At 38.8% G+C, this 24,872-nt stretch carries 19 protein-coding genes; 4 read left to right on the top strand and 15 right to left on the bottom strand.

Translation table 11 applies throughout. The annotated features are described in order from the left end of the window. Window positions 1–362: 362 nt before the first annotated feature. The 9 genes from ACFSTH_RS14370 to ACFSTH_RS14330 form a co-directional block, all read right to left on the bottom strand. Entirely contained in the window at window positions 363–1,046 is a 684-nt protein-coding gene (locus ACFSTH_RS14370) for a queuosine precursor transporter (protein ID WP_377775313.1), read from the bottom strand. Window positions 1,047–1,134: 88 nt separating this feature from the next. Beyond that, window positions 1,135–3,030 carry an ABC transporter ATP-binding protein gene (locus ACFSTH_RS14365; RefSeq protein ID WP_377775315.1) on the bottom strand — a complete coding sequence of 632 codons (1,896 nt, stop codon included), beginning with the start codon at window positions 3,028–3,030 and terminating at the stop codon, window positions 1,135–1,137. 2 nt (window positions 3,031–3,032) lie between these two features. After that, window positions 3,033–4,766 carry an ABC transporter ATP-binding protein gene (locus ACFSTH_RS14360; protein ID WP_377775411.1) on the bottom strand — a complete coding sequence of 578 codons (1,734 nt, stop codon included), beginning with the start codon at window positions 4,764–4,766 and terminating at the stop codon, window positions 3,033–3,035. A gap of 40 nt (window positions 4,767–4,806) precedes the next feature. Then, window positions 4,807–5,382: a TetR/AcrR family transcriptional regulator gene (locus ACFSTH_RS14355; RefSeq protein ID WP_377775317.1), complete on the bottom strand. Its 576-nt coding sequence runs from the start codon at window positions 5,380–5,382 to the stop codon at window positions 4,807–4,809. Between the two features lie 175 nt (window positions 5,383–5,557). After that, window positions 5,558–6,217, bottom strand: coding sequence for a FusB/FusC family EF-G-binding protein (locus tag ACFSTH_RS14350; RefSeq protein ID WP_377793725.1), 660 nt, complete (start codon window positions 6,215–6,217; stop codon window positions 5,558–5,560). A 123-nt stretch (window positions 6,218–6,340) separates the two neighbouring features. Beyond that, entirely contained in the window at window positions 6,341–7,849 is a 1,509-nt protein-coding gene (locus ACFSTH_RS14345; protein ID WP_377775321.1) for an FGGY family carbohydrate kinase, read from the bottom strand. 1 nt (window position 7,850) lies between these two features. Beyond that, complete coding sequence (locus ACFSTH_RS14340; RefSeq protein WP_377775323.1) at window positions 7,851–8,795, bottom strand: transketolase family protein; 945 nt, start codon at window positions 8,793–8,795, stop codon at window positions 7,851–7,853. Further along, entirely contained in the window at window positions 8,795–9,649 is an 855-nt protein-coding gene (locus tag ACFSTH_RS14335; RefSeq protein ID WP_377775325.1) for a transketolase, read from the bottom strand. The genes ACFSTH_RS14340 and ACFSTH_RS14335 overlap by 1 nt, the downstream gene beginning before the upstream one ends. A gap of 23 nt (window positions 9,650–9,672) precedes the next feature. Then, window positions 9,673–11,106 (bottom strand): L-fucose/L-arabinose isomerase family protein, encoded by a 1,434-nt coding sequence (locus tag ACFSTH_RS14330; protein WP_377775327.1) that lies wholly within the window; start codon window positions 11,104–11,106, stop codon window positions 9,673–9,675. A gap of 232 nt (window positions 11,107–11,338) precedes the next feature. Here ACFSTH_RS14330 and ACFSTH_RS14325 point away from each other — a divergent pair, with 232 nt between their 5' ends. After that, window positions 11,339–12,412 (top strand): LacI family DNA-binding transcriptional regulator, encoded by a 1,074-nt coding sequence (locus ACFSTH_RS14325; RefSeq protein ID WP_377775412.1) that lies wholly within the window; start codon window positions 11,339–11,341, stop codon window positions 12,410–12,412. Between the two features lie 305 nt (window positions 12,413–12,717). On the opposite strand, the gene ACFSTH_RS14320 is transcribed toward ACFSTH_RS14325, so the two are convergent. After that, entirely contained in the window at window positions 12,718–12,894 is a 177-nt protein-coding gene (locus ACFSTH_RS14320; RefSeq protein ID WP_377775329.1) for a hypothetical protein, read from the bottom strand. Between the two features lie 128 nt (window positions 12,895–13,022). On the opposite strand from ACFSTH_RS14320, the gene ACFSTH_RS14315 reads away from it, so the two are divergent. Then, window positions 13,023–14,003: a LacI family DNA-binding transcriptional regulator gene (locus tag ACFSTH_RS14315; RefSeq protein ID WP_377775331.1), complete on the top strand. Its 981-nt coding sequence runs from the start codon at window positions 13,023–13,025 to the stop codon at window positions 14,001–14,003. A gap of 135 nt (window positions 14,004–14,138) precedes the next feature. Next, complete coding sequence (locus tag ACFSTH_RS14310; RefSeq protein WP_377775333.1) at window positions 14,139–15,680, top strand: Ppx/GppA phosphatase family protein; 1,542 nt, start codon at window positions 14,139–14,141, stop codon at window positions 15,678–15,680. Here the strand turns inward: ACFSTH_RS14310 and ppk1 are convergent. Both ppk1 and ACFSTH_RS14300 read right to left on the bottom strand, forming a co-directional pair. Further along, complete coding sequence (gene ppk1 / locus ACFSTH_RS14305) at window positions 15,640–17,715, bottom strand: polyphosphate kinase 1 (RefSeq protein WP_377775335.1); 2,076 nt, start codon at window positions 17,713–17,715, stop codon at window positions 15,640–15,642. The genes ACFSTH_RS14310 and ppk1 overlap by 41 nt on opposite strands. A 256-nt stretch (window positions 17,716–17,971) precedes the next feature. Next, window positions 17,972–19,366 carry an MFS transporter gene (locus ACFSTH_RS14300; RefSeq protein WP_377775337.1) on the bottom strand — a complete coding sequence of 465 codons (1,395 nt, stop codon included), beginning with the start codon at window positions 19,364–19,366 and terminating at the stop codon, window positions 17,972–17,974. Between the two features lie 372 nt (window positions 19,367–19,738). Between ACFSTH_RS14300 and ACFSTH_RS14295 the strand changes: the two genes are divergently transcribed. Then, a complete protein-coding gene (locus tag ACFSTH_RS14295) occupies window positions 19,739–20,827 on the top strand; it encodes a GntR family transcriptional regulator (protein ID WP_377775340.1) in 1,089 nt (362 codons plus the stop codon). Here ACFSTH_RS14295 and araA read toward each other — a convergent pair. From araA to araD, 3 genes are read right to left on the bottom strand one after another with little or no spacing between them, the layout of a single operon-like run. Continuing rightward, window positions 20,790–22,280 (bottom strand): L-arabinose isomerase, encoded by a 1,491-nt coding sequence (araA, locus tag ACFSTH_RS14290; protein WP_377775342.1) that lies wholly within the window; start codon window positions 22,278–22,280, stop codon window positions 20,790–20,792. The two genes, ACFSTH_RS14295 and araA, sit on opposite strands and share 38 nt — an antisense overlap. 53 nt (window positions 22,281–22,333) lie before the next feature. After that, the gene (locus ACFSTH_RS14285; RefSeq protein ID WP_377775344.1) at window positions 22,334–24,019 is read right to left on the bottom strand and encodes a ribulokinase; all 1,686 of its coding nucleotides are present in this window, start codon (window positions 24,017–24,019) and stop codon (window positions 22,334–22,336) included. Then, window positions 24,019–24,726, bottom strand: a complete 708-nt coding sequence (gene araD, locus ACFSTH_RS14280; RefSeq protein WP_377775346.1) for an L-ribulose-5-phosphate 4-epimerase — start codon at window positions 24,724–24,726, stop codon at window positions 24,019–24,021. Before araD ends, ACFSTH_RS14285 begins: the two co-directional genes overlap by 1 nt. Between the last annotated feature and the right edge of the window lie 146 nt (window positions 24,727–24,872).

Genomic DNA, 24,872 nt, shown 5'->3' with positions numbered 1-24,872 from the left:
GATATTGAGTCATGATGAATCCCTCCATGGAATGTGGTCTCGACAACTTCATTCTAAAGGAAATAATTCATCATGGCTCTTCTTATTTTCTTCCAGATGCATTTTACACAATTATATGGACTTTACTGCTGCACAGGACTGTTTATACGTTTTTTCGTATAAAGCTTTCGTTACAACCCACTGCACAGAACCTTTTATACGTTTTTCCGTATAAAGCTTTCATTTCAGCCTGCTGCACAGGACCTTTTATACGTTTTTTCGTATAAACTTTCGCTTATTTAGCACCACGCTTCGAACGAAATTCAAAGGAGGATGCTTCAAAATCAGCCTCAGCTATAATTTCAATCACGCGAACGAAAACTTCAATTCTCTTCTTTAAATTTAAAACTGCGAGCAATGTAAATAATCGGTGTAGAAGCAACAGATATAACAAATTTAATTAAAAAGGTCGTCAGCAATATTTCCCACCAAACAGGCGTACTATATACCCCTAAAAAGGCAATCGTACAAAAAACAAACGAATCTACCAGTTGACTAATTCCTGTACTACCATTGTTTCGGATCCACAACTGATTTGGTTTGGGAAACACTTTTTTAATCATCGAAAATAACCGAACATCCAAAAATTGACTAGTAAAGTATGCTACAAGACTAGCTAAAGCTAATCGTGGCAATAAACCAAATATAACTTGTAAGTGCTCATGGGCAATATCTTCTGGCTGTTGCTCAAACACTAATGCCATTTGCATTACAATCGTCGTCATAATAAGGGTGAAAAAACCAAACCAGACCGCTTTACCAGCCTCTTGCTCGCCATATTTTTCATTAAGCAAATCTGTCGTCAAATAAAGCGTACCGTACATCGTATTCCCAAGCGTCATCACTATGCCGAACATATCAATCGTTTTGGTCACTTGTATATTGGCAAGAACAGTAGCAATTCCTATCCATGCATACAATCCATTTCGTCCAAACGCTCGATAACAGATTAAAAACAAAGCAAAATTAACAATAACAAACAATACACCCCAGCCTAAATTAAACATCTTGCGCCTCCTAGAATAACTACATGTCCACCCTCTAGAATAACGCTACTTCTACTGTCATTGCAACAATAAAAGTAACAGCAGTTAACTAACGTCTATTATTATTGTCTTGCATGTTGTATAAACGATGATATACCCCTTTCAATTCCAGTAATTGCACATGTTTTCCTTCTTCCACTACTTTTCCATTTTCAATCACATAGATTTTATCCGCTTTTCTAATAGTAGATAATCGGTGAGCGATTGCGATCGTTGTTTTACCTTCCATCAACTTTTGGAGTGCTTGCTGAACTGCCATTTCCGATTGCGAATCAAGTGCCGATGTCGCTTCATCTAACAGCAATAAAGGAGCATTTTTTAATATTGCCCGCGCAATAGTTATTCGTTGTTTTTGCCCACCTGACAGCTTAGCCCCTCGTTCCCCTACTATCGTACTGTACCCTTCCGGCTGCTCCATAATAAAAGCATGTGCCTCTGCCGCTTCTGCCGCCGCAATCACTTCATCATAAGTCGCACTCATCCGACCATAGCGAATATTATCTTCTATCGTTCCTTCAAATAAATAAGCGTCCTGTGACACGTAAGCAATCTGTTGTCTTAATCGTTCCATTGTCGTAGACGACAGCTTATCTCCCGCTATAATAATTTCCCCTTGCTCTATCGGATAAAATCCTAATAATAACTTTAAGATCGTACTCTTCCCACTACCACTTGGTCCAACTAACGCAACTAACTCTCCTTTATTTACAGCTAAATTTAGTCCGTTCAAAATAGGTTTTTCCATTTGATAACCAAATACGATATTGTGCAATTCGACCATCTTGTGCGGTTTACGCCTTCCCACTTCTGCTACTTCCTGCACTTCATTTGCTTCATTTTCCTCCTTCTCTTCATTAATTTCTATTGCTTCATTCCCTACTTTTTCTTCCGCCACTTGCTTCGTTGCATTATTGTAGTTAGATGTTGTCAACAGTTTGGTAGGTGATTGTAAAGCGACGTGGGCACCAATTTCAGGCTGCAAATCAAATATTTCGAACACGCGATAACTTCCCGCCAATGCCGTCTGTAAACTTGCCCAGTAATTTCCCAAATTCCGAAATAAACTCGTTACTTGCTCCAAGAGCAGCACCAACGACAATAAAGTTCCTAATGTCATCTGACCCTTCATCAATAGTACGGCTCCAAATACAAAAGCACCTATCGTATTCAACCACATCATCAAAAAATTAACGCTGTTTAATAATGCATACTTTTTAGTGCGAGCTACAGCAGTTGCTGCCATCTGATCGTTCATCTTTTCATATTGCTTATTCAACTTATTGGACATCTGATAAATCCTGCTAACTTGCGTACCTGCTGTAATTTCTGTTAACAACTCTAACTGCTTCCCTGCAAAATTTTGAATAGTGTTACTAACTTTACGCAATGGTGTAATAAATTTAGAGTTTACGTATGCTGTCAACAATCCGAATAAAATTAAAGCAGTGGCAAACCGCCAGTCCAAATAAAACATTAAAGCAGCAGCATAAATACCTGTCATTACTAAAGATAGAATCGCCCGCATATTCTCGTTAAAAGCGTTTTCTACTACGCCCAAATCGTTATTGATTCGTGACATACTATCACCGCTATGTGTTTGTTCATAATATGAAATCGGTAATTGCTCTAGCTTTTGAAACATTTTCAATCTTAAATCGACCATAATTAATTTAACTGCTTTTCCAAAAGCGTATTGGAATACGCGCGTCAACATACCCAATATCAATATAATGATGGCAAAAATAGCACAGACAATAAAAATAGATTCCATTTTACTACTAACGTTAGCATCAATTACAAATTTTATTAACATAGGCATAATAAGCGGTACTAACGATCCTACTAAACATGCGCCAAGCAAGCCAATCAAGTACCGTTTTTTATGTGGAGCAATGATCGATAGCAAACGTACTATTTCTACTTTTTGATGACGTAAACGGATCATCGTTATGCCCCCTTATCCCCTATAGCTGTTACCGTTTGATGACTAAAGAGTTGTTGCTCATACAATCTTTTATATGCGCCTTCTCTTCCAAGCAGCTGTTCATGTGTCCCCCGCTCCACTATAATCCCTCGCTCCAAAACCAACACTTCATCGGCATCTTTAATTGTTGACAATCGGTGTGCAATAACGAGCACTGTTTTATCCTTCATAATTCGATGTAACGCCTCTTGCACAAGCATTTCTGATTCGGTGTCGAGCGCTGAAGTCGCTTCATCTAATAAAATAAGCGGAGCATTTTTAATAATAGCTCTAGCGATAGCGATCCGTTGTTTTTGACCACCAGACAAATTAATTCCCCGCTCCCCTACGATCGTGTCATAGCCATTCGGTAACGATACAATATAGTCATGAATATTAGCTGACCTTGCAGCTTCCACTACTGCTTCTAATGTAACGCCAGCCGTTCCACATATAAGATTATGGAAAATAGTACCTGCATATAAAAAAGTGTCCTGTGATACAACGGCGATTTGTTCTCTCGCATACGTAATATCCCATTCATTTAATGGATGACCAAATAACTTAATATTGCCACTATAATGTTCGTAAAATGCTGTAATCAATTTGAATATAGTCGACTTACCTGACCCACTACTCCCTACTAAAGCAATCTTTTTTAACGGTGCTAGTTGAAAATGAATGGAATGTAAAATATTTGTTTGACCATCATAACTAAAAGTAACGTCTTCGAATTGTACAGCTGAAACTGTCGTTGTAATCGCTGGCTTTATCCCGCCCACACGCTCTAATCCAACATCTATTGTAGCTAACAAATCATCCGCGATAGCTTCCACTACTTTTAAGTTGGCAATCAATTTTGGTAAACTACCTAGCCCTTGCAATAAATAATTTAATAACATCGCAAACGCCACTAGACCACCTAATGCCAATTGCTTTTGAATAACTAAATAACCGCCGACCATAAAAAACAAAATAAAGGGAGCCGTCTGTACAAAAACACTAAGTGAACCGATAGAAGCTTTTCGCTTCTCCATAAACAATGCTTCTGCCAACATTTTATGAACACGTCGTTTGAATTTTCGGAATAATAGAGTAGCTAATTGATAGGATTTAACGAGATGAATGCCGCTAATCATATCTTGGGTAGATTTGTTCGTTTGAGCTAAGCTTTGCTGCATCTTTGCTGAATATTGGTGTAATGGTTGACTTATTTTATTAGTGAGGAGAGCTACTATCGGAAGTAAAATAATACAAAATAACGTGAGCTGCCAATTGATGAAAAACATAACAGCTATACTAATCGTTATTCGGAAAGAGTGGAAAAAGATTGCAATTAACTCGTAATTAAAAAAGTGTTCCATTGCATTAATACTGTTCGACATACGGGAGCTGAAATCAGCAGAATGTTTCGTTTCCAAATAAGATAACGGTAAGCGGTCAATTGCACCACTGTATGTCCGTTTCATATCACGTGCAACATAAGCACTAAACTTCCCCGAAGAGTAAGTATCCAAATAATTAACGCCAACTCCAAAAAGTACCGAGCAAAATAAAATAATAATGGCATATTGCACGCCAGCAAAGTTTTCTGATAAGGCAGCATTAACTAAAATATTAAGAAAATAGACCAATATAATATCATTTCCAGCGTTTAAAGACGTACTAACCATTTTTAATGCCACTAGTAACCGATAAGGCTTCAAAAAGGCTAACATTCGCACTGTTTCATCCCTCCCTAACTTGCCATATCCCAAACTATATTTGTATATTTTCACTTGCTAACAAATGTTCAAACATTTCTATTACTAATTGCTTCGTCTCTACAAAATCTAACTTCAACGTATTAATGTTAATCATCGTGCCAATCCCTGTTACATAAATACTTAGCTTCAAAAAAATTCGTTCTAATTTCGCCTGCTCGAGCTTTGCTAGTCTCGTATCACTTTGTAAAAAAGCAGCGAATAGTACCGATTTTAGTTTGTTCGTTCCGTCTTTCAAAAAATAATTTTTCTGTTCTGTCAAAAATACTAATCGAAATAAATGCTTCTCATTACGTGCTAACAATAAAATACCGTTGATCAAATTAATCGCATTAGGATTGCGACTATCTTCGTAAGCGTTAATGACTGCAACCGTATAATCGAGCGCATAATCGTACAACTCATCCTTTAGTGCATCCATATTTTCATAAGCACTATATATCGGTTGGGTAGAGCAGTTTAAACCTTTGGCAATATTACGAGCTGTTAACACTTCCTGCCCCTGCTCTCGTACTAAACTAAATGCAGCATCTAATATTTTATCTCTCGTCACTTCTACTTTTGGTGGCATCTTATCCGCTCCTTATTACACACGTTATATAACGTATGTTATTTTAAAAGAATGTTAATGTCAACAAAAAAACAACCGTTTAGTCCGTAACTAAACGATTGTTTTCATTTATCAGAATACTATTAAGATTTGATTACTATAATTGACGGGAGCAATTACTGTTTTGCTACATTAATTACTCTTTTTTGCTGACAATTTCGCTCAAAAATCGTTCGAGAATCGTTACATCCGTTATATTATGATTACACGCTGTACTATCTAAGCACATATAATTTCCCAACGCTTTGTAGTAGTCTGGCGATGCATTCGCAGGACGTTGCTTCGAAATAGCTGTGAACAAACCGAGCTGTTCATGTCTATTACATAAGAAACAGACACCTTTTTGCGAAGGTGTAATTCGACCTTCTATTCCAACGATTCGCTCTTGCCATGGATAAACAATATACATTTTATTTTGACCGATGTCTGACCAACCCAAATAAGTTGTCTGCAACCAATCTACTTCTGCTATATTAGGCAGCTTGAGCTTCTTCACTTTGGCAAATGTTTTTTGTAGCTGCTTACTTGAAAGTTCAGGAAAAGAACATCTATACTGTGAAATAGTTGTGATGTAGCTATCTAATTGTTCACTCGTTTGCAAACTAGCAACGCTGCCAAGCAGCTGTTTCTGTTCCTCATCGAGTTCCACAAACTTTTGCATAATATTGTGATGGACACTCATTTGAACGGCTTCTAATATTTTCGGATCGGCAACCGTTTTTTTCGTTCCTTGTAGGTGTCGCACTTGATTACGGATGTAGTTAAATTGATGATTATAAATAAATGGTGCTATCAAAACATTCATCTCCTGCACATGTCGTTTTACGATTAACTAGTATATCTGCTCATTTTATTATATAACTTTCGAATGACGATTGTCTAATTTAGCATGTACAGAAGACTACAGTGTATGATTGTTTTATTGCTTTAAAACAGCTTGAATGGCTGCCTGCCATCCCGCTTTAATATGAAGTCGCTGACTTTCTTCCATCACTGGTACATATTTAGCATAGTAAGCTTCTCCCTGAAAAACCTCACTAGCATCAGCCCATATGTTAACACTTGCGCCAGCCATTAACGCAGCACCAATTGCCGATAATTCTTCATGTTTTGCTTTTAAAACATCTCTACCAAGTAAATCAGCTTGATATTGCATGAGCCATTTATTAGAACTAGCGCCACCGTCAGTACGTAGCTCTGTTAGCGGTATACCGCTTTCCGTTTCTAATAATTGAACCGCATCACTAATTTGTAAAGCGATACTTTTCACTGCTGCTGCAATAATGTCCGTTCGACCACTACTTCGTTCCAACCCGATAATAGCTGCTCTAGCATCAGGCTGCCAATAGGGAGCTGCCAAACCATGAAATGCTGGAACAAGAAACACTTCCGAATGCCGCGCTTCTTCTGATTGCAAAGCAGTTTCTAATTGCTCATACGTTTCAAATAAACCTAATTTTTCACGCAACCAGACAATCGTATCGCCAGAAGAACGAATCACTGCTTCAAGTGCATAATTTGTCGTTCCTTGTGCACTCCATGCAATCGTCGTAACTAGACCATTGGATGATGTATTGGCACTTGGATCAGGCATTTGACTTCCAATGTTCATCATAACGGAAGTTCCTGTACCATACGTCGCCTTCGCCATACCTGGTTTAGTACATTGTTGAGCAAACAGAGCAGCTTGCGAATCACCAATAACACCAACAATCGGAATACGTTCAGCAAATAGTGAGGAATCGGAAGTATAACCGAAACACGCATCGCTAGCCTTCACTTCCGGTAACATTTGGTGAGGAATAGCAAACAATTGCAATAACTCTGCATCCCATTGTTGATTATAAATATTAAATAATAAAGTCCGACTAGCATTCGTCATATCGGTAGCATGCACTTGTCCACCAGTCAATTTCCAAATTAACCAACTGTCCATCGTTCCAATTTTAATCTTACCTTGCTTTGCTCGTTCTAATAGATCAGCATTTTGCTGCAATAGCCACTGCCATTTGGTAGCAGAAAAATAAGGGTCCAACATTAAACCTGTTTTCTGCTTTACCATCGGCTCATGACCAGCTTGCTTTAACTGTTGACAAATCGACGCTGTACGTTGACATTGCCATACGATAGCAGGAGCAATCGGTTTGCCTGTTTCGGCATCCCACATCAGTGCTGTCTCTCTTTGATTAGTTATAGATACAGCAGCTAATTGCGAAGGATCAAGCTGTGATATTGCAAGTGCTTCTAACATACATCGTTGTACATTCGCATAAATTTCTTCTGCATCATGCTCCACCCAATCGCTTTGTGGATAATATTGCTGATGTTGCAAAGAAGTACGTGCTACTATATGCCCATGTCGGTCGATTATTAACACTTTGCTCCCTGCTGTACTTTGATCTATCGTTACAATATATTCCTTTTCCATCTTACTTTTCCCCTAGCCATCGTTGCGCTTGCGCTACCACTTGCTCCACCGAAATGCCATAATGCTCAAACACTTCTGCCGTTACTCCGGCAATGGCTGGTTCGTCTGGCAATCCAATGATTTTTAATGGTACCGGACAATGCTGACCTGTTACTTCGGCTACCGCCGCACCTAATCCACCATGAATGCTATGCTCTTCGATAGTAATGATATGACCGGTCTCACGTGCTGCCTGTATAATTGCTTCGCTATCTAGCGGTTTGATCGTATGCATATTTAACACGCGAGCAACAATTCCAATCTCTTGCAATTTCTCTGCTGCAGCTACAGCTATTTGTACCGTTTCACCAGTAGCAATGATCGTTACATCCTGCCCATCACGCATCATAACCGCTTTGCCAAGTTCAAATGGATAATCACTATTTTCATAAACGTCAGGTACTGCATTACGTCCAATTCGTAAATAGACACCGCCGTCATAATCAACAAGCGCTTTGATCATTTGTTTCGTTTCATGTCGATCAGCAGGCAACATCACTTGCAAGCCTGGAATAGCGCGTGTAACAGCCATATCTTGTAAGGAATGATGGGACATCCCGAGCGCACCATAGCTAACTCCACCACTAATTCCAATTAACTTTACATTAGTACCTGAATACGCCACATCTACTTTAATTTGTTCAATACTTCTCATACTTAAAAAACAAGCAGGTGATGTAACGAATGGCTTTTTACCACTATGTGCTAAACCGGCAGCAATTCCAACGATATTCTGTTCCGCTATTCCAACTTCAATAAACTGATCAGGATACTTAGTTGCGAATGGAGCCATTGCTGCCGAACCCCGTGAGTCACTAGTTAATACAACGATATCACGATCATTAGCTGCTAGTTCCATTAACGTTTCACAGATCACTTCACGATTTGCGATTTTATTAGTACTCATTAGCTCATCACCTGACTTTCTGTGTGCAACTTTTGTTCTAGTGCAGTAAGTTCATCGATAGCTTGCTGTAATTGTTGTTCATCTGGTACTTTATGATGCCATGCTGCTACATTTTCTGCAAAAGAAACTCCCTTACCTTTTACCGTGTTAGCTAACAGTAGTGTTGGCTTATCTTGTATTTGCTCTGCCGCAGCAAATGCAGCTAATAATTGCTCGATATTATGACCGTCTACCGGTATGACATTCCAACCAAACGCTGTCCATTTGTCAGCAAGTGGCTCGACGCTCATAACATCTTCTGTAGAACCGCTGATTTGCAATCTATTTCTATCAATAATAGCAACTAAATTATTTAATTTATAATGTGCAGCTGCCATAGCCGCTTCCCACACTGATCCTTCTGCCTGCTCGCCATCACCCATTAAACAATAACTACGGTAGTCTTTCTTATCAAGTTTTGCAGCCAAAGCAATACCAGTAGCAATCGCAAGTCCGTGACCTAATGCTCCTGTATTCATTTCTATACCAGGCACTTTATTATTCGGGTGTCCAATTAATCGTGTACCAAATTTGCTAAATGTTTTTAATTCTTCTTCCGGGAAAAAACCTTTATCTGCTAATACACACCATAGTGATTCAACAGAATGTCCTTTACTTAAAATAAACCGGTCTCTATCTGCCCATTTTGGGTTGTTAACGTCTAGTCGCATCACATGATAGTATAGCGTTGTTAAAATATCCGTATTGCTCAAAGAACCACCTGTATGACCTGCTCCGCTGGAGTGAATCATCGTCAGCAATTGTTTTCGTATATGGGCCGCTTTCAATTGCAACTGCAAAGAAACTTGTTTCATCGCTATTCCTCCCTAAATTGTTATTACAATCCTGCTCCACGTAACCACGCCTGTATTTGTTGTTCCGTTGGATCAACTGGATCAGCTAATAATCCTGGAATATAGTTACAAGCTTCATATAAAGCTGGAATTACATTTGCATGAATACCTACCGTATGATGTACATAAGGACCTTTTACTAATTTTTCTTCCCATAACGGCCAATCATTCACTTCTGCCCAAACATAAGAACCACGAGTATAAGGACCTTCAATTCCTTTTGCTTTTCCCAAAAACAGCTGGTATTCCCCATTGTCTCCATCAAAACGAACTAACGACATCTCGCCACCTTTGATTTCTCCTTCATGTGTACCAGGAGCATGAGAATCAAATAGGAAATGTTTGCGCAATTTCGGTTTTTCTTCTACAGACATAGATACTGGGAAGTTTCCGCAATGGAACAGTAGCTCTCCATTTGGATTTTCTGGATGACGAATCGTTAAATCAGCAAAGAAAGTAGGCAATACGTTCATCGTTGCTGCTTGCACCATAATCGAAGTAATAGCGCCATGAATATCTGTTTCACAAGTAACTGGTATTTGTTCATCGGTCAAAATAGCATTAGCTAAACATGGCATAATTCCCATGGAATCCTGCAAAGAAGACCAACATTGAATGGCAATTGCCGTACTACCTGAGAAGTCAGCAAAATAACGCATCGCTAATTTAAGTGCAGCTATTCGTTTAATATCATCTTCTGTTACTTCTGACCAATCGAGCGTTCGCTTAATAAATTCCATCGTTTCCAACAATTCAGGACTATTACTTTTTTCTATTTTTTTCGTTCGTTGTTGAATATCAACTAGTGTAATCGGATAAATTTCAATACCAAACCGCTCTAACAATTCCCCTTCATTACACATCATGGTCCAAAAAGAAGCTGGACGCGGTCCGATTTGTAAAATACGTAGATTTCTAAATTGTTTTACGACGTTAGCAGCTGCTATAAAATTAGTAAACCCACGCTCAAAAACAGGATCATCTACTCTACTATTCGTTATATAAGTAAATGGCACTTTAAATCTACGTAGAATTTTCCCTGTCGCAAACAATCCACACTGTGTATCACGAAGTCTCATACCATCCTCCAAAGGAGCTTCGTCTCTCGGTCCCCATAACAAAACTGGCTTTCCTATTGCTTTTGCAACTCTCGCTACTGTATCTTCCGTCCCAAAATTACAATGTGGAAAAAATACAGCATCTACTTTTTCTCTTTGTAGTCGTTCAATCATCAATTCAGCAGAAATATTATCGTTATATAGTAGTCCTTCCTCATTAATGCCTTCCATATCAACGATATCAATGTCCATCCCAAAACTTTCAATTTTTTCTCTAATTACTGTTTTATACTTAAAAGCATCTTCCGCACTAAATGTAAAACGACGAGTTGGAGCATACCCTAATTTAAATTTCGCCAAAACAATCCCTCCTATAATTAAAAACGCTTTCTCAAATGATTATATCTGTATGATAAACGATCAACCAAAAAAGTTCAATGAATATTTACTAAATAACTATAAAAATTGAGTTGAATTTAAACTAAATTATATTGTTTTAATTTCATTACTTGTATAATCAAACGTTTTCTTGTAAACTAAACTTACTAAACAACCTTTTTATGTTATTGAATTGGAGGTATTGCTAGTGAAAATGGAGGATATTGCTCGCTTAGCGGGAGTATCCAAGTCAGCTGTATCGCTTGCACTTAACGGAAAACCAGGAGTGAGCAGTGAAACACGGGATACAATTCTTCGAATTGCAAATGAAAACGGTTATGCGATTAAAAGCAAACCTATAGCAGATGATAAATTTAAATCTATAACATTTCTTGTTTTTACTAATTCAGGTATTGTACTTGAACAATATGATCATCAACCATTTTTTCGTGAGTTAATTCAATACATCGAAGAACGTTGTCGAAATTTTGGATACTCGCTATTGTTTAAATCTATTGATGTGAAACATATTAATAGCGATTTACAACAACTACTAGAAGTGACTGGAAGTGAAGGAATTATTCTTCTAGGAACTAATCTACACGAATCTCATATTTTCCAAGTACACCAGCTTGTTCGTATGCCTCTTGTTGTATTAGATACTTACATCGAGACGCTACCATTACCATTTGTCCAAATTAACAATACGATGGGAGCAGATCAAGCAGCACAACATCTGTATCAATTAGGGCACACAACAATTGGTTACATTGAATCAAGCACTAGAGTGGCTAATTTTGAAGAACGAAAAAGTGGCTTTCACCGGAGTTGGAATAAACTTGGATTATCTATTGCTCCACAACATACACTTTCGGTAATTCCGACTATTTTATCGTCACAGGAATCATTGAAAGCACAGTTACAAGCTTTAATTAATTCAGGTGAGCCCCTTCCTACTGCATTTTTCTGTGAATGCGACTACATAGCCATCAGTGCAATTAAGACATTGAATGAGCTTGGCTTTCAAATTCCACAAGATATAACGGTAGTTGGCTTTGATAATATTGCAGAAGCGAGTATTGTTACGCCAGAACTGACTACTGTGCACGTCGAGAAAAAGCAAATGGCTTATCAAGCAGTTGATTTGATATTGCAGGAAATCGATAATACAGATCAAGCAAAAACAAAAATTAAAATCGACACATCGTTCATAGAACGTCGCTCCTCCATCCTGTTAAATACTAGAACTAAAGCTAAAATTGGGGGCAGTTCACAGTTCATAAAATAAAAGTTGTAAAAAAAAACATCATGTTTGGTGCTGCACCCCAAAAGTTAAGTACAAAATCTAACCTTTGGGGTGTTTTTCCATCCAACTTTTTTTATACCTGTGCAGCTGTAGAAATTTACAACACTAGCGCGGATTTTTATACGTTTTTTCATACAAAGCTCTCCCCACGCTCATCTGAACAAGCCCTTTTATACGTTTTTTCGCACAAATCCTACTCCACTAACCGCTACATCGGGACGGTTTGTACGTTTTTTCTTATAAAGGTTACTATCTAACCGTCTAAATAGAACCGTTTATACGAATTTTCATACAAAATTTCTTCTGCTCCGCCATATCATCTGCACAATTACTTCCTTCCTATAATTTGTTTCTAACTCTCCATCATTTCCCATGCTTTCATCTGTCTGCACCTTTCCATCATTTCCCATGCTTTCATCTGTCTGCACATTTCCATCATTGCCCATACTCTCATCCGCTCGCACCTTTCCATCATTACCTTCTCCAATCTATTTGCATCCGTTCCATCGTTTTTCTCCACAGCTATCAACTAACCGCTTATGGTATACTATTCAATATTATGCGGATTGTAGGATGATAAGGAGCGAGTGTTGTGGCGAGTATTAAAGATATTGCCAAGCGTGCTGGAGTTTCGATCTCTACTGTTTCCTATGCGCTTAATGGGAATAGTAAAGTGACGAAAGAAACAGCCGATAGAATTTTGAAAATAGCAGAAGAATTACAATATGTCCCTCATGCAGCAGCACGATTGTTGAAAACAAAAAAATCTTATATGATTGGTATATTTTTGAAAGATTTTAGCGGTAGCTTTTATGGTGATTTGCTACAGGGAGTAAAAGAATATTTGAGCCTACAAGGCTATGATTTATTAGTGTGTAGTGGTCAGCGTTCGCGGAGATTGTTGCCAGAAAAAATGATCGATGGTGCTATCGTGCTTGATGAATCATTCCCTACCACAGATGTGCTGCAATATGCAGATCAAGGGCACAAAATTATCGTGTTGGATCGAGAATTACAGCATCCTAATATTAGTCAAGTATTGCTAGATAATCAAGCTGGTGCTGCACTGGCGATCGAATATTTAATGGAGCAAGGTCATCAACATTTTTATATCGTTACAGGTCCGAAACATACATATGACGCAGAACAGCGTCTTCATGCAGCTAGAAAAACACTTACTCGAAACGGGATAACCGACTGGGTTGAATTAGACGGAGATTTTACGAAACAAACAGGAATAACTGCTGCGGAACATATCGTTGCTCACTATACTAAGCCATGCGCTGTATTTTGTTTGAATGACGAAATGGCGGCCGGTGTTCATCATTATGTGAAGCATTCCAGCCCTTATATTATTGGAGAACAAATATCAGTTATCGGCTTCGATCATACAGAACTATCGCAGTTTATTGAACCAGCGCTTGCAACGATATACTACTCTATGCGGAAGTGGGGAACGATTGCATCACAACAACTGTTAAAAGTAATTGGTAATGAGACAGTAGAAAATGAGCGGATCTATGTGTCGTTAGTGCCGGGAAGTTCCGTTGCCAATATTGCTGACCATACCTAATCCATACCTAATATTAGTTGCTTCCTAAACTAATATAATGTCAGAGGTATGCTTTGCTCATCTGCTCGTCTATACTTTATAATAAACATCAGCAAATGATGCTAGTTTCCATATGTAAGGATAAGGAGCAAGATTATGAATAACAATTACACGATCGGTATTATTGATATTGGTTCCAACTCTATTCGAGCGGTCATATATGAAATAACAGTCACCGGCGCACATCGACTAATTCACGAAAACAAAATATCTGCTCGCCTTAGTCAAAACATCGAACCAGATGGTTCACTAAGTAAGCAAGCCCTACTAGAATTAATTCCTGTTTTACAACAGTTTCAAGCGATCTGTACTAGATTTCAATGTCGGCATATTAAAGTAGCAGCAACAGCAGCCATACGTAATGCTACAAACTGTCATGCTATTATCGAAGAAATAAAACGACAAACAAAATTACCTATCCAAATATTATCGGGTGAAGAAGAAGCCTACTTTGGCTATGTCGGGGTCATTAGTAATACGACTGTAGAAAGTGGCTTTATTATTGATATTGGCGGAGGAAGTACGGAGATTAGTTTGTTTCGTGAAAGGAAGCTAATCGACAGCGTTTCCCTGCCTATCGGCGCAGTTAACAGTCATATATCCTATGGTGAACCGATAGCAGCTTGGTCAGAAGCCCAGATGGAACTACTGACAAACCAAGTAACTACATTACTACAAAAGCATGCTTTTATTGCTAATAATAAAGGGCTAGTGGCAATAGGACTCGGTGGTACCGTACGTGCACTTAGTAAATTAAGTCAGCAGCGCACAAACTACCCACTCCAAATGATACACTATTACGAAATGGAGCCTGCGACTATCGATTATTTTGCTACATTACTTCCATCCTTTCCACTTGACAAAAGAAAGCGATTAGCTGGATTGTCCAAATCTCGCGCCGATATTATTGTATCCGGTGTACTGATATTACAAACCATTCTACATTATATGGGAGCTAATCGGTTAATTGTTAGCGGTAATGGACTTCGCGATGGACTACTATACGAAGTAGCACAGCTGGATATTCCTCATGGTCAAGATGTTACGATACAACAAATTAATTCGATATTAGCTTTTCATACAGTAGCAAGCGATGATCATTTCCAGCAAGTAGAACAGTTCAGCAATCAATTATGGCAACTATTTTCCCCTTATGCAGAACCAGAACCAATCGCCGAAAAATTACGCTATATCGCTGCAAAATTATACAAAATAGGCAGTAGCATTCGCTACCACCAATTTGAAAAGCATTCCCTATACTGGCTAGTCCATTCGCCAATCGCCAGCCTAACCCATCGCGAAACACTACTCAGTGCTTATATCGTTGCCACTGCTCTCGGAAAAGGAGCAAAATTTACAGAACCATTAACACCTTATCGTAGTTTATTGGAAGCAAGTGACCCTACAGTCATTATGCAGATTGGTTCATTATTACAAATCGCCATCGCCTTATCGATTAGCGAAACGGAAGCTGTACAACGGATCGAACCGACACTGACAACCGATAAACTACACATAACGATTTATACTAATACACCTATTCCATTAGAAGAACAAGCGTTAGAAAGTGCCACCAAAGTTTTCAAAAAAGCTTGGACTAGAGAACTGACTTGGACATTTTCCACGACTTCATTTTGAGAGCAGCAAACTGGCTACGACACGGGGGCAGGTCGGTAACGATCTGCTCGTATTTTCCGTTTGGCAACAGTTTTTTTGCCTTCACATTATCACGCAACGAAAGATGCAAAATATGAATCATCGTTTTTCTTAATTTAGGATCTTTGATTGGACACATCAACTCTAACCTTCTCGTTAAATTTCTAGTCATCCAATCTGCACTAGATATCCAGATTTCTGGTTTTCCACCATTTTCAAAATAATAAATACGAGTATGCTCCAAAAAACGATCGACAATACTACGAACCGTAATCCGTTCACTTAACCCTTTAATCCCCGGTCGTAAACAGCAAATTCCTCTAATAATCAATTCGATATTGACACCTGCTTGCGATGCACTGTACAATTCATCAATCATTTCCTGATGAGACAATGAATTCATTTTAGCGATAATTTTCGCTGGACGACCGTTTGTAGCATGATCTGCTTCTCGGCGTATTAAAGCAAACAAACTATCCTTCATCAACGATGGAGCTGGAATGATGGATTGCCATTGTTCTATTTCAGCATAACCAGTAATTAAATTAAACAAGTGCGATGCATCTTCACCGATTGCCTCATCCGTCGTAAACAAGCCAATATCTGTATACAATCGTGCGGTACTACCGTTATAATTTCCTGTTCCAATGTGAATGTATCGTTTTAACTCCGTACCTTCTTGACGAATAACAAGCAACATCTTCGCATGAGTTTTAAGTCCAATTAATCCATATACTACATGACAGCCAGCTTGCTCAAGCATTCGAGCCCAGGCAATATTGCGTTCTTCATCAAAACGAGCTTTCAATTCTACAACGACTGTCACTTGCTTTCCCACTTCAACGGCATGAGCCAGCGCTTTAATAACAGGTGAATTACCACTAACCCGATATAAAGTCATTTTAATGGCCATTACTTTCGGATCTTCAGCAGCTTGCATTAAAAAATCAGTTACCGCATCAAAGCTTTCATATGGATGATAGACTAACACATCTTTCTGCCGAATCACTTGAAAAAAATCATCATTTTCCAAAAAATCTGCTGGATAAATCGGTTCGATTTGCTGATAGCGAAGTTTACTGTGCCCTTGAATAGCGCTTGGTAACTTACCCAAATAACTCATATCTAGTGGTCCTTCAATCTCATAAACACAATCTTCAATATGAAACTCATCTTGCAAAATTGATAATGCATATGGATGAATACCAGCTTCTATTTCGAGTCGAACCGGCACTCCCCACCGTCTTTTACGCAATTCCTTTTCTATTTCTTCCAATAAATCCTCTGCCCCTTCTTCATCAATCAATAAATCGGCATTTCTCGTTAACCGAAACTCATTAACTGCAACAGGAGTAAAACCATGAAATAACGTATCTATATGTTGTCTAATGACATTTTCAATTAAAATAAACGATTGCTTTTTTGTATTACTTTGATGTGGTAACGAAATAAAGCGTGATAAATTAGATGGAATTTGCAAAATAGCAAAATGAAAATCATCCTCTTCCTCATGATTCGTTGCTTTTTGTAATACAACTGCTAAATATATATAACCTGTATGCATTAACGGAAATGGTCTACTTTGATCAACTGCCATTGGAGTAAGGACAGGAAAAATAATTTCATGATAATATTGCTCCATCATTTTACGTTGCTTAATCGTCAAATCATCATAATTCACCATATGAATTTGTTCTTTCGCCAGTTGCCTCATTAAATCTCGATAAGTCCGATATTGTTCCGCCACTATACTTTCGATTCGGGACTGCAAACGTTTGTATAGACCTGAAGGAGTATACCCTGTAAAATCTTTCTTCGCATATCCCGCCCTTATTTGATCTTGAATGCCTGCTAATCGCACACTAATAAACTCATCCAAATTACTGGAGACAATTGCCAAAAATTTCAATCGTTCTAATAATGGAGTACTTGGATCTTTTGCTTCCTGCAACACACGTTTATTGAATTCAATCCAGCTTAAATCACGATTCAAATATTGTGGATTACTCATTTCCATCTTCTTTCATCCTTTGCAGCGTATATGTACATGTTGTTTTATTCCAATATATTTATAGTTTATAACGAAAAGTTTAATTGCGGTAACATAAATTGTAATCGTTGTGTAAACTTTTTAACTAGCAAATAAGCTGTAGGAAATATCACTACAGAAAATAGGATAACTATAGTATAGCCGCAAAGAAGTGAAAAAATTAAAAAGCTAATTCGCTACGCCGTTGAAATAACTAGTCCGTGTAGTAAATTAGCTTTATAAATTAATTTTTTACTCGAAAAGAAATGATTAAACTTATGATAGCCAACGTTAATTGTAAAGCAAGGGCGATGATAATCCCTGTAGAAAGACCCGCATCATAAAAATTGCTCACTGCAATAATTGCCCCACCAATACCTATACTAAGCCCTGGTCCAAAGGCATCAATAAATTGCAAATGCGCAGATACTTCTCCTTCTGCTCCTTTTGGTGCTTTTGAAAGTGCAATCGCACCGGTTGTAGGATTTGCTAGTCCAATACCGAAGCCAATAATCATTTGTGATATTAAAGTGAGAAACAGTCCATTGCCTGGTAAATTAACAACAGTCACAATAGAAGCAAGCCCAATGGTCATACACACTAAGCCGATACTAATCCGTCGCTCTCGATTTTTCCCTTCTGCCCGCTCATCTAATTTGGATTGAAGCCAAGCAGCAAACGACCACGTAATCGAACCTCCAGCTACAACAAGCCCCACTGTATCCGCAGAGTTGCCTTTTAGCTCAGTAAGAGCAAGAACGACATAGCTTTCTGCCGCTATGTAACTAGCCATATATAACCCGCGAGATACAATGATGGAAGGCATTCCTCGTTTCAGCTTAAGACTACCTGGTGGCAGTAATTGCTGTAGTGGCTTAATTAAAATCAATAACCCTATTATAGTAAGTACAATTCCTTGCCATTCTACAATTTTACCTAAACCAAGTAGTAACAATGCTGTACCAAACGTTAACAACACCGCTTGTAGCTCTGTCCGATACGACGGCTTGGTACGATCATTTGTATGCTGCTCCCGTTCTGCAAAAGCTTTGCGCTGCAATTTAAGAAAGGTAGGAACAGTTAACACTAACGCAATCGCAATTAAAGGTAATACAAACCAAAATACTAATCGCCATGTAAATTGCTCCGCAAGTACTCCCGCAAAATAAGGACCGATTAACGATGGCAATATATAAGCACTAGAAAATGCTGCTAATATTTTTGTACGTAGTTGATTCGGATAATTTAAACTTATACTATAGTAAGCACAAGTCATAATCGCACCTGCACCGAATCCTTGAAACGCCCGCGCGATAACTAAAACTCCCATACTGTTAGCCAGTGCAGCAATAATAATACCAGTAATAAACAATGTGTGAGAAACAATATAGGCATTATTTACTCCGATTTTATTAATTTGTTGCCCAATAATAATGGTTCCTAACAATTGAGTTAATAAAAACGAGCTAAAAATCCAACCGTAAAGTTGAATACCACTTAACTGACGGGCAATTTCTGGCGCAATCGTCGTTATAGCCAACCCTTCAAATGCAACCGTTGTTACTGCCAAAATAATACCAATCGTGGAAGCACGATATTGTGGTGAAAAAATACTAGCCTTTCTTTGTTGCTGTTCCATCTCTCTCTCCTTTTCCTGACTTTTTATCACCAACATAAAAAGCCACAGCCCAGTTTATTTATCTAAGGGCTATGGCTATTATATTTTTGCTTGATTGGTCTGTCAAATTTAATTCTTGATCAAAGCCGCAAACCACTCTTTCATAGCTGGATAAGAAATTGCTATTCTAGCTTTTTCTCCCCCTTCCAATAGTTATGATGCTTCCTAGCAGTGATTGGTTGCACTTTTGCAACATTTTATTTTGTTTATTAAAATTTTTATTGGATTTCAGTTGGGAAAAAAATCATTTGTTTGCTATAATAGCAACAGCATGAACAATTGTACGTACAACATCATGGAAAAATTGCGTAACGATAATGAACGAGGTGTAAGATGAAAAGCAAAAGTGTGCCCAAATATATGCAGCTAAAAAAAGAACTGCAACAGCTTATCCAATCCAGTACGATTAAACCAGATGAACAATTACCGACAGAGTTTGCCATCGCTGAGCAGTTTCAATGTAGTAGACAAACGGTAAGACAAGCTATTGGATTATTAGAAAATGAAGGGTTAGTGTATCGGATTCAAGGGAAAGGCACTTTTGTCGCTCGACAAAAATATAATTCCGCTATCGATCATCGAACGGTTGGGATGATGACCACTTATATTACCGATTATATATTCCCGCATATTGTACGCGGAGCCGAAGCGGAATTGCGTGAGCGCAGTTATCAACTTCTCCTTGCTAGTACAGATAATAATAAACAAAAAGAACAAGAAAGTTTAAGCTTGTTTTTACAAAAACAGCTTAGCGGTCTTATTATCGAGCCAACCAAAAGCGCCCAAACGAATTTGAACTTGAGTGCTTATCTAACGTTAAATCAATTAGATATTCCAGTAGTAATGATCAACGCACACTACCCAGAGCTGCCGTTTCCATATGTAGCAGTCAATGATCAATTAGGCAGTACGATGGCAACAGATCATTTGATAGAGCTAGGGCATAGCAAAATTGTCGGTATTTTTAAACATGATGACTTGCAGGGGATTGAACGATTAAAAGGATTTATCGGAGCACATCAGTCCAGGCACTCACCTTTATTACCACAATATGTCATTACTTATGAAACGGATGAAATACAACATGCAATTGAAATGGTCCAATCACTACTACGTAGTGAAACAGCTCCTACAGCAATCGTTTGTTATAATGATGACTTGGCTGTTCAGTTAATAGAGGCTGCTCGACAATTGCATATAACCGTACCCGATCAACTATCGATCGTTAGTTTTGATGATTCTTCCTTAGCAACTGCATTACAACTGACGACAATTACTCATCCCAAAGAAGAATTAGGCAAAAAAGCCGCCCAACTTTTACTCGAATTAATCGATAAAAAAAGTCAGGCAGCTGTTCAATCTTATGTTTTTACACCAACACTTATTATACGCGGTTCAACCAAGCCGCTTCAGCATACTTAAGCTGCTGACGAAATTGTAATACATCGGTTGCCTCGTCTATGACAACAGCTTCTATATCTAATATTTCTGCCAGATCTAGTAGCTGCTCTGTCGTAACTGTGTAAGAGAATGCCGTATGATGCGCTCCACCAGCTCGAATCCAGCACTCTACTCCTCGTTTCAGATCAGGTTTTACTTGCCACAGTACTCTAGCTACTGGCAATTTAGGCATCGCTTGTTCCGATTTGATCGCAACCGCTTCTACTTCATTAATAACTAAACGGAATCGATTACCCATATCGACAATAGAAGCATTAAGTGCTTTGCCTGCTTTTCCGTTAAAAACGATACGAGCAGGAGCATTTTTCCCACCAATTCCTAGTGGATGTACTTCAATCGTTGGTTTATCAACAGCAATCGTTGGACAAACTTCCAGCATATGAGACCCAAGTACGAGTTCATTACCTTGTTCCAAGTGATACGTATAGTCTTCCATAAAAGAAGTACCAATATTGTTAGACATAATTTTCAACATACGAACGAGTGCCGCTGTTTTCCAATCGCCTTCCCCAGCAAATCCGTATCCTTGTTCCATTAACCGTTGAGCAGCTAGCCCTGGCAACTGATCCATCCCAAATAAATCTTCAAACGTCGTCGTAAATGCGCTATATCCACCTTCGTCAAGAAAAGCTTTTAACGCAATTTCAATTTTCGCTTGGTAAGCTATCGCTGCATAGACAGCTGGATCGGACTTATTAGGTATATCATATTGTTGTTCATATTGTTTCATAAGCTCCGTTACTTCTGCTTCACTCACTTGATTCATCCGAGTAACTAGCTCACCAATCCCATATCCATTAACGGTCCAGCCAAGCTTAATTTGTGCTTCTATTTTATCGCCATCAGTTACAGCTACTTCTCGCATATTATCACCAAAACGAGCAACTTTTAGAGAACGTGCTTCCATCGCCGCAATAGCTGTTCTCATCCAGCCGCCAATTTGCGCTATCACTTCTTCATCCTGCCAATGACCAACTACTATTTTGCGTGCTTGTCTTAGCCTTGTTTGCATATAACCATATTCACGGTCACCGTGAGCCGATTGATTCAAGTTCATAAAGTCCATATCAATAGAACCCCATGGAATATCACGATTATATTGCGTTGCAAAGTGAAGCAATGGTTTTTGCAATCGAATAAGACCAGCAATCCACATTTTCGCCGGTGAGAATGTATGCATCCATGTAATAATTCCGGCACAACGCTCATCATTGTTTGCTTCACTTATTACTTTCTCTATTTCTGATGATGATTTCACCACTGGTTTACAAACGACTTCACTTTCTAATAACGATGATTCATTCAAAAACTTCATCATTGTCGTAGCATGTTCATATACTTGATCGATTGTTTCTGAACCGTACAAATGCTGTGCTCCAACGATAAACCAAAATTGACTATTTCTTTTCATCATTATTCCTCTTCTCTGTCTATTTAATTAAAATATTATGGCGTACATTCACTTGTTTAAATGGATGTTTTACTTGTTGCTTCTATTTTTAGTTTTTTCAGCTTTTTCATTACATCATTACCGCCACGACCAAAGTAATCATGTAATGCCTTGTATTGTGCATACAATTCATCGTATACCGCCACATTTTCAGCAATAGGTTTAAATGTTTGCTCTCGAACAGATGCCATGTTTTTCGCTGCTGTTACGATAGAATCATAGCCACCCGCTGCTTCGCCAGCTGCTACTGCTGCAAACATTGCCGCACCAACGGCAGGCGTATGTTTACTTGCTGCAACTTTGATTTCCATATTAGTAACATCTGCATATATTTGCATCAACAATTGATTCTTTTGTGGCAATCCACCACATGCATACAACGTATCTACCGACAATCCATTTTTTTGGAACGCTTCGATAATTGTTCTTGTGCCAAACGCTGTCGCTTCTAGTAAAGCTCGATACTGTTCTTCCGGTTTCGTTAACAGCGTCATTCCTAGCATAACACCTGTTAAGTCAGTGTCTACTAAAACAGAACGGTTGCCATTCCACCAATCTAGTGCAACTAATCCGCTTTCGCCTGGTGCTAAAGCAGTCGCTTGTTGCTCCAACCATTCATGTATGTTCATATCTGCTTGTTGTGCAGCTTCATAACTATGCGCTGGCGTCGCTTCCGTTACGAACCATTCAAAGATATCTCCAACAGCAGATTGTCCAGCTTCATAGCCATACAAGCCAGGAATAATGCCATCTTCTACCACTCCGCACATACCTTCTACTTCTTTTTCTTCTGTACCAAGTAACATATGACAAATCGATGTTCCCATTGCCATTACTAATTTTCCTGGTGTCACTACTCCGACCGCTGGAACGGCTGCATGCGCATCAACGTTACCTGCTGCAATAGCAATGCCTTCTGGTAGTCCTGTCATCTCTGCAAACTTGCGGGATAAGCCGCCCACTCTAGTACCTAGCGGAACGATTTCACCACGCAGCTTCGTTGACGTTACATGTTCCAGGCGGGGGTCCAATGCTTTAAAAAATTGCTCACTCGGATAGCCATCTTGTTTATGCCAAATCGCTTTGTAGCCAGCAGTACAACTATTTCGTTTAATGACACCGGATAATTGCCCGATAACCCAATCTGTTGCTTCAACAAATTGATCCGTTACTTCATATATCTCTGGAGCTTCATTCAATATTTGCCAGACTTTTGCCATCATCCACTCCGATGATATTTTCCCGCCATAACGTTGTAACCATCGTTCTCCACGCTGCTCTGCCAATTCATTAATTCGGTTAGCTTCTTCTTGCGCTGCATGATGTTTCCATAATTTCACCCAACTATGCGGGTTTGCTTCATATTCCTTTAACAGACAGAGTGGCTCATTGTCTTCATTAATCGGCAGCATCGTACAAGCTGTAAAATCTATTCCAATTCCGATCACTTGCTGCGGATCTATGTTAGCTGCTGTCATAACAGCTGGAACTGAAGTACGAATCACTTCTATATAATCTAACGGATGCTGTAATGCCCAATCTGGTGGTAATGGTATATCGCAAGTAGGAATTTTACTGTCCATTACATGATGAGCATATGGCGTCACGTGATCGGCTATTTCTGCACCGTTATCCAAATCAACGATTACCGCTCGTCCCGATTGTGTTCCATAATCAATGCCAATGGCATATTTCTTCGTCATTAATGACTCTCCTCCTGACCATAATAAGCGTTTACACCATGTTTACGTAAAAAATGACGATCTAACAATACAGATTGCATTTCTCGAATATTTGGATTGATCATAAAGGTGCGAGTTGCCATTTTTGCTACTTCTTCCAAAACGACAGCGTTATGAACAGCTTCATCTACATCTTTTCCCCAAGCAAATGGAGCATGGCTATGCACTAATACACCCGGTGTTTGCAAAGGATCCCGGTTATCAAAAGTTTCAATAATAACGTTCCCAGTTTCTTCCTCATAAGCGCCGTTAATTTCTTGCTCCGTCATTGCTCTCGTGCATGGAATTTCTCCATAAAAATAATCAGCGTGGGTCGTCCCTAACGCCGGCAAACTTTTCGCCGCTTGCGCCCAGCTTGTTGCCCAAGGAGAATGCGTATGCACAATCCCACCTACACCTGGAAATGCGCGATATAATGCGACATGAGTAGGTGTATCTGATGATGGTTTGTAACTACCTTCTATAATGTTACCCTGTAGATCTACAACAACCATATTATCTTTCGTTAGCTGATCATAGGTCACTCCACTAGGTTTAATAACAACATAACCTGATTCTCGGTCAATAGCACTGACATTACCCCATGTAAACGTCACTAACTTATACTTAGGCAACGCCAAATTAGCTTCCAATACCGATTCCTTCAAACGATTGATTGTACTGTTCACTAATCAAGTCACTCCTTTACCACATTAATTGTACGAATGTTTCTAACACTATTATAATGTTGTACGTACAATTAATCTAGCGTTTTTTTCAAATTTAATATTTGTCCATAAAAACGAAGGATGACAGAAAAAAACTCTCCGCCATC

Origin of the sequence: Paenibacillus yanchengensis (genome assembly GCF_042684845.1) — a bacterium.
Lineage (GTDB): Bacteria > Bacillota > Bacilli > Paenibacillales > Paenibacillaceae > Pristimantibacillus > Pristimantibacillus yanchengensis.
The sequence above is the reverse complement of the archived record's forward strand: the minus strand, read 5'-3'. Positions and strand labels throughout refer to the sequence as shown.